The sequence below is a fragment of the Bradyrhizobium sp. NBAIM01 genome, assembly GCF_020194115.1.
Classification (GTDB): Bacteria; Pseudomonadota; Alphaproteobacteria; order Rhizobiales; family Xanthobacteraceae; genus Bradyrhizobium; species Bradyrhizobium yuanmingense.
The window spans coordinates 144,200-158,166 of record NZ_JADYVU010000010.1 but is presented as its reverse complement, the minus strand read 5'-3'; the positions used below and the strand labels follow the sequence as shown (position 1 = coordinate 158,166).

The following is a 13,967-nucleotide window of genomic DNA, read 5'->3' as shown; positions in this document are numbered from 1 at the left end:
TCCTGACGGTATTAACCCCGAATGCTTCGTGGCGACGTTTCGCTGCCCGGGAGAGACTTTGCATGAACGCCGATCACCTCGCCGTTGGCACCGCGCCAACATCGCCGAAGCAGGAGGCCGCGCCGACCTTGCGGATCCGGGCGCTGATGCTGGGCGACCGCATCAACGCGTCTGGCCTCGAGATCGGCACGCTGGTGTCCTCGACGCCGGCCGCCTTCCGCGTTCATGCCGGCCTTGCCGTGATCTTTCGCTACGGCGTCGTCGTGCTGATCGGGCTGTTGCCGTCGGAGGAGAAGGTCCTCGTCGACAACCTGAGATCGCGCGTGACCGGAGAGTTCAGCCCCTACGAGGAGGAGATCGCGCAGGCGCAGCTCTGCAACGAGGAAGCCGGCGAGACGATCCAGCCGGGCGGGCCGATCTGCCTCGCCAAGTTCTCCGACGACCGGCTGCTGCTGGTTGCGGACGCACTCGCCAAGAGCACGTCGCTGGCGCGCGACGAGCGGCGCGTCGCCGCGGTCTTCGACGTCATCGAGCCGTTTGCACGGGAGCTCGCCGAGCGCGGTCGCACGCCGCAACGGCGCAAGGGTATCCTGCAATTGATCGGCAACGCGCTGCTGGTGCAGCAGCGGGTCGCCGGCCGCGTCGCCGTCGCCGAGAAGCCCGACGTGCTCTGGGAGAAGCCCGAGCTCGACCGGCTCTATTCGCGCCTGGAGGACGAATACGAACTGAAGGAGCGCCTCGACACGCTCGAGCGCAAGCTCGCCGCGGTGTCGGAGACCGCCAACGCGCTGACCGATATCATCGACACCCAGCGCTCGCTCCGCCTGGAGATCGCCGTCGTGGTGCTGATCCTGATCGAGGTCGCGATGGGGACTTTTCAGCTCCTGACCGGCCGCGGTCACTAAGCATGATGAGATCAGGTTTGATTGCTATAACGTAAGTGCACTCCCTCTCCCGCTTGCGGAGAGGGTGTTTTCGCAACGGGATAACGCCCTAGATCAGAGCCGCGCAATGGCGCGCGATCATCATCTCTTCGTTGGTGGGGATGACGAAGACCTCGACCATGCTGTCGTTGCCGTTGATGCGCTCGCGCGCGGCATCGTTGCTTGCGGCGTCGATGCGCACGCCCATCCAGGCGAGACGCTCGCCGATCGCGCCGCGGATCTCCTTGGCGTGCTCGCCGATGCCACCGGTGAAGATCAGGCAGTCCAGGCCGCCGAGCGTGGTCGCCATCATCGCGGCCTGCTGCGCCGCACGGAAGGTGAAGAGGTCGACGGCCTCACGCGCCGCAGCCTCGCGGCTCGCCAGCAGCGTGCGCATGTCGGCGGATATCCCTGAGACGCCGAACAGGCCTGACTCGTGATAGAGCAGGTGCTGGACATTCTCGACCGACATGTTCTCGTGCTGTTGCAGATAGAGCAGCACGCCCGGATCGATCGCACCGCAGCGCGTGCCCATCACGAGGCCGTCGAGCGGCGTCAGCCCCATCGTGGTGTCGATGCTGTGGCCATCGCGCAGGGCGCAGAGGCTGGCGCCATTGCCAAGATGCGCGATGACAGTGCGCTTGGCCACGAGCTCCGGCGCGATCTCGGCCAGGCGTCCCGCGACATATTCGAACGAGAGGCCGTGAAAGCCGTAGCGCCTGATCCCACGCGCCTCGAATCGCCGGGGAATGGCGAAGCGGCTCGCCGGCGGCGCGAGGCCGTGATGGAAGGCGGTGTCGAAACACGCGATCTGCGTCAGCCCGGGCCGGATCGCCGCCAGTGTGCGCACCGGCGCGAGGCAGCGCGGCTGGTGCAGCGGCGCCAGCGGCGTCAAGGCCTCCAGTTTCGCAATGATGTCGTCTGTCAGGACCTCCGGGCCTGAATAATCCGGCCCGCCGTGGACGATGCGATGGCCGATGGCCCGCAGGCTGCGTCCACCGAACCGGTCCTCGATGAAGGTGAGCACGTCCGCGAACAGATGGCCGCGGGCTCCGTCAGGCGCCTGATTGCTTGTCTCGAACAGGTCTTCGCCCGTGGGGCCCTTCACCACCAGCCGGGGTTTGGCCTCGTGCTCGTCGAGCAGGCCCTTGCAGAGCAGGGCAGGCTCGGCCGCCGCGGCATCGAACAGGCCGAACTTGATGCTCGACGATCCCGCGTTGAGGACGAGGACCGTGTCCGACATCGCTAATCGCCGGCCTCGGCCGGCGTGTTGCCGCCGGCGCTGTTTTGCCAGACCCAGTCACGAATCTCAGGCATGTCTTCACCGTGTTCGCGGACATAACGGGAGTGTTCGATCAGTCTGTCGCGGAATTGCTGCTTCACCTGAGCGGCCTTGGTCGCCAGTCCCGGCACCCGTTCGATCGCCTCGATCGCGAGGTGGTAGCGGTCGAGTTCGTTGAGCACGACCATGTCGAAGGGCGTCGTCGTGGTGCCCTCCTCGGCAAAGCCGCGCACATGCATGCCGGCATGGTTGGTGCGATTATAGGTCAGCCGGTGAATGAGATAGGGATAGCCGTGATAGGCAAAGATCACAGGCTTGTCGCGCGTGAACAGGCTGTCGAAGTCGCGGTCGGACAGGCCGTGCGGATGCTGCTCCCTCGGCTGCAGCGTCATGAGGTCGACGACGTTGACGACGCGGATCTTCAAGTCCGGCAGCGCCTTGCGTAGGAGGTCGACGGCAGCGAGCGTCTCCAGCGTCGGCACGTCGCCGGCGCAGGCCATGACGACGTCGGGCTCGCCCTTTCCGTCCTCCGTGCCCGCCCAGGTCCAGATGCCGATGCCGGCATCGCAATGCGTCGCCGCGTCCTGCATCGACAGCCATTGCGGCGCCGGCTGCTTGCCGGCGACGATTACGTTGATGCGGTTATAGGTGCGCAGGCAGTGGTCGGCGATCCAGAGCAGCGTGTTGGCATCCGGCGGGAAGTAGATGCGGACGATGTCGGCCTTTTTGTTGGCGACGAGATCGACGAAACCGGGGTCCTGATGGCTGAAGCCGTTATGGTCCTGGCGCCAGACATGCGAGGTCAGCAGATAATTGAGCGAGGCGATCGGACGCCGCCACGGCAGCTCCCGCGTCACCTTCAGCCATTTGGCGTGCTGGTTGAACATGGAATCCACGATGTGGATGAAGGCCTCGTAGCAGGAGAAGAAGCCGTGCCGTCCGGTGAGCAGATAGCCCTCCAGCCAGCCCTGGCAGAGATGCTCGCTCAGCACCTCCATGACGCGGCCGTCCTGGGCGAGGTGCACGTCGTAAGGCTCAGTGGGCTCCATCCAGACGCGTTCGGTGGCTTCGAACACGGCGTCGAGCCGGTTCGATGCCGTCTCGTCCGGGCCCATGATGCGGAAGTTGCGCTCCTTCGCGTTGAGGCGGATGACATCGCGCAGGAATTTGCCGAGCTCGCGCGTCGCTTCCGCAACGACTTCGCCGGGCTGCGTCACCTCGATCGCGAAGCTGCGGAAGTCGGGCAGCTTCAGCTCCTTCTTCAGCACGCCGCCATTGGCATGCGGATTGGCGCCCATGCGCCTGACGCCTTCGGGCGCAAGCGCCTGAAGCTCGGCAACGAGCGCGCCGTTGCCATCGAACAGTTTTTCCGGCTCGTAGCTGCGCATCCAGTCTTCGAGCACCTTGAGATGCTCCGGGTTCTCGCGGCAGCCTGCGACTGGCACCTGATGCGCGCGCCAGAAGCCCTCGACCTTCTTGCCGTCGACCTCCTTCGGGCCGGTCCAGCCCTTGGGGCTGCGCAGCACGATCATCGGCCAGCGCGGCCGCTCGACGGTTGTGCGGCCGTCGCGGGCATGTTGCTGGATCGAGCGGATGCTGGCGAATGCAACGTCGAGCGCATCGGCCATGGCCTGGTGCATCAATTTGGGATGGTCGCCGCTGACGAACAGCGGCTCGTGGCCGAACCCGCGGAAAAGGTCGCGGATCTCCGCGTCCTGCATCCGCCCAAGCACGGTCGGGTTGGCGATCTTGTAGCCGTTGAGATGCAGGATCGGCAGCACCGCCCCGTCATGGGCAGGGTTCAGGAACTTGTTGGAGTGCCAGGACGCAGCGAGCGGGCCGGTCTCGGCCTCGCCGTCGCCGACCACGCAGGCGACAATCAAATCCGGGTTGTCGAATGCGGCGCCATAGGCGTGCACCAGCGCATAGCCGAGCTCGCCGCCTTCGTGAATCGAGCCCGGCGTTTCCGGCGCGGCGTGGCTCGGGATGCCGCCGGGGAAGGAGAACTGCCGAAACAGCTTGCGCAATCCGTCCGCGTCGCGCGCAATATCGGGATAGATCTCGCTGTAGCTGCCTTCGAGATAAGTGTTGGCGACCATGCCCGGACCGCCATGGCCGGGACCGCAGACATAGATCACGCTGACATCGAGCGCCCGGATGACGCGGTTGAGATGGGCGTAGATGAAGTTCAGGCCCGGCGTCGTGCCCCAATGACCCAGCAGACGCGGCTTGATGTGCTCGGGCCGCAGCGGCTCGCGCAGCAGCGGATTGTCGAGCAGGTAGATTTGCCCGACCGAGAGGTAGTTGGCGGCGCGCCAATAGCGATCGAGCAGATCGAGGTCGCTGCTCGCTTCGGCCGTTTTTTGTTGGATTGTCATGTTCCTGCCGACCTTCACTTCGCGATCGTCACCAACCCGGTTCCGGGGCGATCGATCCGTCGGGCATGAAACGGGATGGTCGTGACGGCTGTGTTGCGTGAGGTCAAAGGCAGGCGCGCGAAGTTTGGGCAGCTCTACTGTGCATGGGGTTGTTTTCACGTTTTTGATTTGTGTTCTTGATTTGTTCCTATGTCGTGCTATCTTGGCTGCATGAGTCCAGCATCCTCTCATGCTCTCAAGCACCCGCCGGTCACGGCGCCCTCCGAGCCGGCGGGTGCGCCTTCAGATTTCCCCGAGCTTGGCGTCGCCATCGACCGCGCGCGACGGCGAGGGCGGGGCGCGCAGTCCAACGCCAGCGGCCGTTACGAGGCCGAGGCGCGGGTCGCTTTCGACGACGGCTGGCAGAGCCTCGACGAGCTGCCGCCGTTCAAGACGAGTGTCGCCGTCGACACCTCGCGCAAGGTGATCACACGCAACGATTCCCCCGACATCGGTTTCGACCGCTCGATCAATCCCTATCGCGGCTGCGAGCACGGCTGCGTCTATTGCTTCGCGCGGCCGACCCACGCCTATCTCGGCCTGTCGCCGGGGCTCGACTTCGAGTCAAAACTGTTCGTGAAGCCCGAGGCGCCTTCGCTGCTCGAGAAGGAGCTTGCGGCTCCCGGCTACGAGCCGCGGATGATCGCGATCGGCACCAACACCGATCCCTACCAGCCGATCGAGCGCGAGCGCAAAATCATGCGCGGCATTTTGGAAGTGCTGGAGCGCGCAGGGCATCCCGTCGGCATCGTCACCAAGTCGGCGCTGGTGCTGCGCGACATCGACATTCTCCAGCGGATGGCCAAGCGCAACCTCGCCAAGGTCGCGATCTCGGTCACCTCGCTCGATCCGAAGCTGGCGCGCACGATGGAGCCGCGGGCCTCGACGCCGCCGAAACGGCTGGAGGCGCTGAAGCAGCTCTCGGACGCCGGCATTCCCACCACGGTGATGGTCGCGCCCGTGATCCCTGCGCTGAACGATTCCGAGATCGAGCGCATCCTCGACGCCGCCGCCCATGCCGGGGTCAAGGAGGCTGCCTATGTGCTGCTGCGGCTGCCACTGGAGGTGCGCGATCTCTTCCGCGAATGGCTGATGGCGAACTATCCGGACCGCTATCGTCACGTCTTCACCCTGATCCGCGACATGCGGGGCGGGCGCGACTACGACGCCAAATGGGGCGAGCGGATGAAGGGCACCGGACCGATGGCTTGGACCATCGGCCGCCGCTTCGAGATCGCCTGCGAGAGGCTCGGCCTCAACAAGCGGCGCTCCAAGCTGACCATTGATCACTTTGCGCGGCCGAAGCGGAACGGTGATCAGCTCAGCCTGTTTTGAGCGGACACATGCAAGAGGTGTCGCATGCTCAAGGAACTCGCGGTGCCGGTGCCGCGGCTGACCGTCATCACGCTCGGTGTGAACGACATCCGCGCCAGCATCGCCTTCTACGACGCGCTCGGTTTCTCGCGCCGGCTGAAGGAGACCGGCGAGGCGGTTGCGTTCTACGACACCGGCGGTCCGGTGCTAGCGCTTTATCACTGGGATCGGCTCGCCGCAGACGCGTCCTCGGAGGACCAGCCGAGGCCCACGACCTTTCGCGGCATGACGCTTGCCTGGAATTGCGTGACCCGCGAGGAGGTCGACGAGGTGCTGGCATTCGCCGTCGAGAAGGGGGCCACCTTGCTGAAGGCGGCGCACGCGACCGATTACGGCGGCTATTGCGGCTATTTTGCCGATCCCGATGCACATGTCTGGGAAGTCGTGGTCGCACCCGGCATCGAGGTGGGCGAGGACCGGCGGGTGCATCTGGCGGAGTAGGGCGGGCGGCCTGAATAACGGGAATATCGTGGGTTCCCGGTTGCGCTGGCGAAGCCCCCTGGCGCACGATCCCGGCCATGATTCGGGACCCCTCCGCCAAGACCCCAGCCAAAGCCGCGCCGAAGAAAAAGGCCGCGCCGAAGGCTGTGCCCGCCAAGGCGGCAAAGATATCTGCGGCCGATGCTGCGAAGGTCCCTGCCGGTAGGAAAGGCATCATTGCCGTTGCTGCCCCCAGCTTCCGCCGCGAGCGCGTGCTGATCAAGCGCGGCGTCTGGCCGGTCGCGGGCTGCGACGAGGCTGGCCGCGGCCCGCTCGCAGGTCCCGTGGTGGCCGCCGCGGTGATTCTCGATCCCCACCGCATCCCGCGCGGCATCGACGATTCCAAGCGCCTGACCGCCGAGGAGCGCGAGAAGCTGTTCGACAAGATCTGCGCCACCGCGCAGGTCTCGGTCGCCGTCGCCTCGCCGGCGCGAATCGACCGCGACAACATCCTGCGCGCCTCGCTGTGGGCGCTGAAGCGCGCCGTGGTGGCCCTGCCCGAGGCGCCCAGGCACGTCTTCGTCGACGGCCGCGACCGGCTCGACACCGCATGCGACTGCGAGGCCGTGATCGGCGGCGACGGTATCGTGCTGTCGATCGCCGCGGCCTCCATCGTCGCCAAGGTCACCCGGGACCGGCTGATGTGCGCGCTGGCGCAGGACTGCCCGGGCTACGGCTTCGAGCAGCACAAGGGCTACGCCGTGCCAGAGCATCTCGACGCGCTTGATCGCCTCGGCCCTTCCATCCACCACCGCAGCTTCTTCGCTCCCGTCGCCGCCGCCCGCGCCAAGCACATGCCCTGGACCGTCGAGCCGGTGCACGACCTGTTCTCGGTGACCGAGGTCGAGGTGCAGGTGGAGGCGAGCGTCGAGATCGACGCTTCCGTAAATCTCTAGCGATCCTCCTACAGCTTTCCCATCCGTCATGGCCGGGCTTGACCCGGCCACCTACGTCTTACCAGCGGCACGAAGAACGTGGATGCCCGGGACAAGCCCGGGCATGACGAACTGCGGCGGTTGCCACAACCCGTGACGCCCTTTATCAAAACAGACGTGAGCGAATAGGGCCGGCTGGACGGGTTGGCTGCACCTTCGGACGTTGCATGCGGTTTACCTCCCTGGTCATCGAGCTCATTCGCGCCCGGCCGCGGCTGATCGTTTGGATTGCGGTGCTGCTGCAGGCCGCGATGTGGCTGTTCGTGGCGCTGGTGTTCTACCGCAGCCCGCCCGGCACTCTCGCGACCCTTCTGGCCTTCGGCAGGGAATACCAGGTCGGCACCGATCTCGGCCCGCCGCTTGCCATCTGGCTCGCCGACATCGCCTATCGCGCCGCCGGCGGCCACATGCTCGGCGTCTATGTGCTCGCCCAGCTCTGTGAGATCGCGACCTTCATCGCGCTCTATCATCTCTCCCGTGCCGTGGTCGGCTCGCAGCAGGCGGTGCTTGCCGTGCTCCTCACCATGACGGTGCTGGCCTTCTCCTCCTCGGCGCTGGACTTCGGCCCGCTGATCCTGGCGCGGCCGCTCTGGGCGCTCTTGCTGCTGCACTCCTGGCAGATCATCGGCCAGCGCCGCGGTAATGCCTGGTTCGCCTGGTCGATCGAAGCCGGCCTCCTGCTGCTGACGACGCCCGCCGCGATCTTCCTGCTGCTGCTGATCGTCGTCTTCGCGGTTACGACCGCCGGCGGCCGCCGGACGCTGCGCGGGCTCGATCCGCTGTTCGCGCTAATCGTCGTCGCCGTGCTGGCGCTGCCCTATGCGGTCTTTCTGATGCGGGCCGAGACGCTGGCGCTGCCGGCCTTGCCGCCAGTCGCCGAGCTCAACGACCGCGCGCTGCATGCGGTCTGGCTGCTCGGCGGCCTCGTGCTCGGGGCGGCGGCGATCCCGGCGCTGACCTTTCTCAACACCGGAATGTTCGCCGGCAAGGGCGAGGAGCCGCCGATCATCTACCGCCCGCCGGTCGAGCCGCTTGCGCGCAACTTCGTCTATTTCTTCGCGTTCGCTCTGCCGCTCGGCGCAGTGCTGATCTCCGGCCTGCTGGGGCTCGATTCCGTCGTCGGCGGCCCCGGCGTCGTGTTGATCATGTCGGGGCTTGCCGTGGTCGTCGCGGCCGGCGATCTCATCGCGATGCGCCGCGCGCGCATGCTCCGCATGGTCTGGGCCGCCGCCGTTGCCGCGCCCGCCGCCGGCGTGGTGCTTGCCGTCCTGTTCCTGCCCTGGACGGGCACTAGCGAAATTGCGACCTCGATGCCGGCGCGCGCGATCTCGGACTTCTTCGACGAGAGCTTCGCCCGCCGCACCAACCATCGCCTGCGCGCCGTCGCCGGCGAGACCCAGCTCGCTAGCCTGATCGCGCTGCATTCCGGCCGGCCGCATTTGTTCATCGACGCCGCCCCCGCGCGGACGCCGTGGATGAGCCAGACCAAGTTCAGCGAGACCGGCGGCGTCGTGGTCTGGCGCGCCTCCGATACCGCGGGCACGCCGCCGCCGGAGATCCTCAAGCGCTTTCCCGGCATCGTGCCGGAAGTCCCGCGCGCCTTCGAATGGCTGGTGACCGGCCGCCAGCAGCTGTTGCGCATCGGCTGGGCCATCGTGCGGCCGAAGGGGACGTAGGTCGGTGTCATTCCGGGGCGCGGCGAAGCCGCGAGCCCGGAATCCATTCATCCACCAACTCTGCCGCTCGATGGATTCCGGGCTCTCGCTTCGCGAGCCCCGGAATGACGGCGTGGGCGTCGTTACACGGCGCCCTGCGCCAGCACCTTCGCGATCGCCCGCAGATCCTGCCAGGCCAGCCGCTTGTAGGCCGGCGAGCGCAAGAGATAGGCCGGGTGAAACGTCGGCAGCGCGCGGATCACGCGCTGGCCGGTGTCGTAGTCGAACCAGCGCCCGCGCGTGCGCATGATGCCTTCGCGCGTCGACAGCAGCGTCTGTGTCGAGGGATTGCCGAGCGTCACCAGCACGTCGGGGTTCACCAGCTCGATCTGGCGCTGGATGAAAGGCAGGCAGATTTGCGTCTCCTGCGGCGTCGGCGTGCGGTTGCCGGGCGGCCGCCAAGGAATGACGTTGGCGATGTAGGCGGTGGTGCGGTTGAGGCCGATGGCCCCTAACATCAGATCGAGCAGCTTGCCGCTGCGCCCGACGAAGGGCAGTCCCTCGATGTCCTCGTCGCGGCCCGGCGCCTCGCCGACGAACATGATGCGCGCCTGCGGGTTGCCGTCGGCGAACACGAGTCGCGTCGCGGTGTGCTTCAACGCGCAGCCCTCGAAATTTTGCATCAGCTCGCGCAGCGCCTCCAGGGTCGGCGCGGTGCGTGCGGCTTCGCGTGCCGAGGCGATGGCGACGTCCGGTGCAGGCGCGGCTTCGCCGCGCATGACCGCGGGCGCGGCGACCGGCCGCGGCGCTTCGGCTGGCGGGGCCGCGCGCGGGCTGGGTGGCGGCGCATCGATTTCCGCGAGGCGGTCTATCGGTTCCTCCGCGAGCGTGCAGTCGACACCGGCCTCCAGATAGAAGGCGAGCAGCTCTCGGACGGTGGGTGCGGGTTCGGGGATCATGGGAAAGTCTGACTTTTATATCACCTTGGACGGCCTTGCATCCCGGCGGAACGCGATTCCGAGGTTGTCCTACCCGGAAAAATCGGAAACAAGAGGGCGCAAACGACCAAGGACCGTCTCAAGGGCTGAGATCAGATGAGCACCGAAGAACTTCCCCCGCGCGAATCCATGGAATTCGACGTCGTCATCGTCGGCGCCGGCCCGTCGGGTCTGTCGGCCGCGATCCGGCTCAAGCAGCTCAACGCCGAGCTCAACGTCGTCGTGGTGGAGAAGGGCTCCGAGGTTGGTGCGCACATCCTCTCGGGCGCCGTGATCGATCCCGCGGGCCTCGACAAGCTGATCCCGGACTGGCGCGAGGATGCCGACTGCCCGCTGAAGACGCAGGTCAAGGACGACCGCTTCTACTGGATGACCGGCGGCGGCGCGATCAAGCTGCCGAATTTCATGATGCCGCCGCTGATGAACAATCATCACTGCTACATCGGCTCGCTCGGCAATGTCTGCCGCTGGCTGGCGCGCAAGGCCGAGGCGCTTGGCGTCGAGATCTATCCGGGCTTTGCGGCGGCCGAGGTGCTCTATGACGAGGAGGGCAAGGTCAAGGGCATCGCCACCGGCGACATGGGCATCGGCCGCGACGGCAAGCCGAAGGATTCCTTCACCCGCGGCATGGAATTGCTCGGCAAGTACACGCTGTTCGCCGAAGGCGCCCGCGGCAGCCTGACCAAGCAGCTCATCAACAAGTTCGCGCTCGACGCCAAGAGCGAGCCGCCGAAGTTCGGCATCGGCCTCAAGGAGGTCTGGCAGATCGATCCCGCCAAGCACCAGAAGGGCTTGATCCAGCATTCATTCGGCTGGCCGCTTGACCTCAAGACCGGTGGCGGCTCGTTCCTTTATCACTACGACGACAATCTCGTCGCCGTCGGCTTCGTCGTGCATCTGAACTACGACGATCCCTATCTGTCCCCATTCGACGAATTCCAGCGCTTCAAGACCCATCCCTCGATCCGCGGCACCTTCGAAGGCGCCAAGCGGCTCGCCTACGGCGCGCGCGCGATCACCGAGGGCGGCTATCAGTCGGTGCCGAAGCTGAGCTTCCCCGGCGGCGCGCTGATCGGCTGCGCGGCCGGCTTCGTCAACGTGCCGCGCATCAAGGGCGTGCACAATGCGATGGGCACCGGCATGCTGGCTGCCGAACATGTTGCGGCCGCGCTCGCCGCCGACCGCGCCAATGACGAGCTCGTCGAATACGAGAACGCCTGGCGTTCCTCATCGGTCGGCAAGGACCTGTTCCTGGTCCGCAACGTCAAGCCATTGTGGTCGAAGTTCGGCACCGTGCTCGGCGTCGCGCTGGGCGGCTTCGACATGTGGTGCAATACGCTGTTCGGCGCCTCACTGTTTGGCACGCAGTCGCACGTCAAGCCCGACCGCGCCACGCTCGATTCGGCCAAGAGCCACGCGCCGAGGAACTACCCGAAGCCCGACGGCAAGATCACGTTCGACAAGCTTTCCTCGGTGTTTTTGTCCAACACCAATCACGAGGAGGACCAGCCGATCCATCTGAAGGTCACGGACATGAACCTCCAGAAGACGTCCGAGCACGACGTCTATGCCGGCCCCTCGAACCGCTATTGCCCGGCTGGCGTCTATGAATGGATCGAGGAGGGCTCCGGCCCGCGCTTCCAGATCAACGCCCAGAACTGCGTTCACTGCAAGACCTGTGACGTGAAGGATCCCAACGGCAACATCACCTGGGTTCCCCCGGAGGGCGGCGGCGGCCCGAACTACGAGGCGATGTGAGGACATCGCAGGTGACCAGGCGCACGTTCCCGTGAGGACGGGGCTGCGGCGACCCGCCGCGGCCACGATAAGGCCATAGTGGCGGCGTCTTGGGGCGCTGGCGCGGTTTCAATGGGCCGGTTTGGGCGTGCGGAGGGGATCTTCCCGGGTCCGAATCCTTGCGGCGAAGCGCCAAAAGCGGCATTGTCGGCCTGACGGTTCCGGGCCCGGATGTCACCGGCCGCGTTCGCTTGCGATACGGTCTTCTGCTGCAAACCCAGGCACCACCCAACTCAAGGCGAGCCCTGATGTTTTCAAATCGTTTCAACCGCTGGACTGCTGCCGCCATCGCCCTCATGGGCACCGCGATCGCGACGGTCCCCGGCGCGGTCCTGGCGCAGACGCCGGATCATCCGGAAAACACGGCGGCGCAATTTCCGACGCGAAACGATCTGAAGTCGCTCACCGGCGCCGGCAGCTATCTCGCCGCCCGCCATGCTAGCGTTGAGCGCGACGCGACCTCGGCCGCCGCATTCTACCGTTCGGCGCTCCGCACCGATCCCAAGAACAACGAGCTGCTCGACCGTGCCTTCATCTCGTCGGTCGCCGACGGCGACATCGAGGAGGCGGTCAAGCTCGCCGAGCGCATCCTCACCATCGACAAGACCAACCGCGTCGCCCGTCTCGTCGTCGGCGTGCACGATCTCAAGCTGAAGAAGTACGTCGCGGCGCAGACCAACATCAACCAGTCGATCCGTGGTCCGATCACCGATCTCGTCGCCACGCTGCTGTCGGGCTGGGCCGCCTATGGTGCGGGCGATGCCAAGGGTGGTGTCGCCACCATCGACAAGCTGACAGGTCCGGAATGGTATCCGCTGTTCAAGGATCTCCACACCGGCATGATCCTGGAGCTCTCCGGCAAGGAGAAGGACGCCGGCACGCGCTTCGAGCGCGCCTACAAGCTCGACGATTCCATGCTGCGCGTGACCGAGGCCTATGCGCGCTGGCTGTCGCGCAACAAGGATTCCGCCGCGGCTACCAACATCTATCAGGCCTTCGACAAGAAGCTCGCGCGCCATCCGCTGATCCAGGAAGGCCTGCGCGAGACCAAGGCCGGCAAGAAGATGCCGCCGCTGGTCGATTCCGCGCAGGCCGGCGCCGCCGAAGCGCTCTACGGCATCGGCGCGACGCTGACCCGCCGCGGTGGCGAGGATCTGGCGCTGGTCTATCTCCAGCTCTCGCTCTACCTGCAGCCGACGCATCCGCTGGCACTGCTGTCGCTCGCCGATCTCTACGAATCGGTCAAGCGGCCGAAGATGGCGATCAAGGTCTACGAGCGCGTGCCCGCCAACTCGCCGCTCAAGCGCAACGCGCAGATTCAGCTCGCCATCGATCTCGATTCCGCCGACCGCACCGACGAGGCGATCAAGATCCTCAAGGGCGTCACCTCGGAGGATCCCAAGGACCTCGAAGCCATCATGGCGCTCGGCAACATCGAGCGCGGCCGCAAGCGGTTCGGCGATTGCGGCGCGACCTATTCACGAGGCATCGAGGTGCTGCCGCCCGGCAACGACAAGGCCAACAGCGTCTGGTACTATTATCGCGGCATCTGCCAGGAGCGCTCCAAGCAATGGGCCAAGGCCGAGGCCGACATGAAGAAGGCGCTGGAGCTGCAGCCCGACCAGCCGCACGTCCTCAACTATCTCGGCTATTCCTGGATCGACCAGGGCGTGAATCTCGACGAAGGCATGAAGATGATCAAGCGGGCCGTCGAGCAGCGTCCCGACGACGGCTACATCGTCGATTCCCTCGGCTGGGCCTATTACCGCATCGGCAATTTCGAGGAGGCGGTGAAGAACCTCGAGCGTGCGATCGATCTCAAGCCCGAGGATCCCACCATCAACGACCACCTTGGCGACGCCTATTGGCGAGTCGGCCGCACGCTGGAGGCAAAATTCCAGTGGTCGCATGCGCGCGATCTCAAGCCCGAGCCGGAAGAGCTGCCGAAGATCGAGGCCAAGATCGCCAACGGCCTTCCCGACGACAATTCGAACTCTTCTGCGGCGCAGGCCGAAAAGAAGAAGGACGACGGCAAGGGCGGCTAAGCTAGGCGCATGATCCGGAAAAGTGTGGAGCGGTTTTCCGATCAGATCATGCGCAAACAAG

The 13,967-nt window shown here is 65.9% G+C and carries 10 protein-coding genes; 7 read left to right on the top strand and 3 right to left on the bottom strand.

The window, feature by feature from the left end; translation table 11 throughout:
• Positions 1–62: 62 nt before the first annotated feature.
• Positions 63–905, top strand: coding sequence for an RMD1 family protein (locus I6F31_RS27655; protein ID WP_036024879.1), 843 nt, complete (start codon positions 63–65; stop codon positions 903–905).
• A gap of 88 nt (positions 906–993) precedes the next feature.
• On the opposite strand, the gene I6F31_RS27650 is transcribed toward I6F31_RS27655, so the two are convergent.
• Both I6F31_RS27650 and I6F31_RS27645 read right to left on the bottom strand, forming a co-directional pair.
• Positions 994–2,166, bottom strand: a complete 1,173-nt coding sequence (locus I6F31_RS27650) for an acetate/propionate family kinase (RefSeq protein ID WP_225186422.1) — start codon at positions 2,164–2,166, stop codon at positions 994–996.
• Positions 2,167–2,168: 2 nt separating this feature from the next.
• Entirely contained in the window at positions 2,169–4,583 is a 2,415-nt protein-coding gene (locus tag I6F31_RS27645) for a phosphoketolase family protein (protein WP_225186421.1), read from the bottom strand.
• Positions 4,584–4,793: 210 nt separating this feature from the next.
• Between I6F31_RS27645 and I6F31_RS27640 the strand changes: the two genes are divergently transcribed.
• The 4 genes from I6F31_RS27640 to I6F31_RS27625 all read left to right on the top strand — a co-directional run bounded on the left by I6F31_RS27640 (position 4,794) and on the right by I6F31_RS27625 (position 9,087).
• Positions 4,794–5,957 (top strand): PA0069 family radical SAM protein, encoded by a 1,164-nt coding sequence (locus I6F31_RS27640; RefSeq protein ID WP_225114537.1) that lies wholly within the window; start codon positions 4,794–4,796, stop codon positions 5,955–5,957.
• Positions 5,958–5,981: 24 nt separating this feature from the next.
• The gene (locus tag I6F31_RS27635; protein WP_225143136.1) at positions 5,982–6,437 is read left to right on the top strand and encodes a VOC family protein; all 456 of its coding nucleotides are present in this window, start codon (positions 5,982–5,984) and stop codon (positions 6,435–6,437) included.
• Positions 6,438–6,514: 77 nt separating this feature from the next.
• Positions 6,515–7,372 carry a ribonuclease HII gene (locus tag I6F31_RS27630; RefSeq protein ID WP_225147842.1) on the top strand — a complete coding sequence of 286 codons (858 nt, stop codon included), beginning with the start codon at positions 6,515–6,517 and terminating at the stop codon, positions 7,370–7,372.
• 206 nt (positions 7,373–7,578) lie between these two features.
• Positions 7,579–9,087 (top strand): glycosyltransferase family 39 protein, encoded by a 1,509-nt coding sequence (locus tag I6F31_RS27625; protein WP_225147841.1) that lies wholly within the window; start codon positions 7,579–7,581, stop codon positions 9,085–9,087.
• Between the two features lie 122 nt (positions 9,088–9,209).
• Here I6F31_RS27625 and I6F31_RS27620 read toward each other — a convergent pair whose 3' ends face one another.
• Entirely contained in the window at positions 9,210–10,025 is an 816-nt protein-coding gene (locus I6F31_RS27620; protein ID WP_225147840.1) for a uracil-DNA glycosylase, read from the bottom strand.
• A gap of 135 nt (positions 10,026–10,160) precedes the next feature.
• Here I6F31_RS27620 and I6F31_RS27615 point away from each other — a divergent pair, with 135 nt between their 5' ends.
• On the top strand, positions 10,161–11,822 hold the full coding sequence (locus I6F31_RS27615) for an electron transfer flavoprotein-ubiquinone oxidoreductase (protein WP_109144973.1): 1,662 nt from the start codon (positions 10,161–10,163) through the stop codon (positions 11,820–11,822).
• A gap of 287 nt (positions 11,823–12,109) precedes the next feature.
• The gene (locus I6F31_RS27610; protein WP_036024894.1) at positions 12,110–13,906 is read left to right on the top strand and encodes a tetratricopeptide repeat protein; all 1,797 of its coding nucleotides are present in this window, start codon (positions 12,110–12,112) and stop codon (positions 13,904–13,906) included.
• Positions 13,907–13,967: the final 61 nt, after the last annotated feature.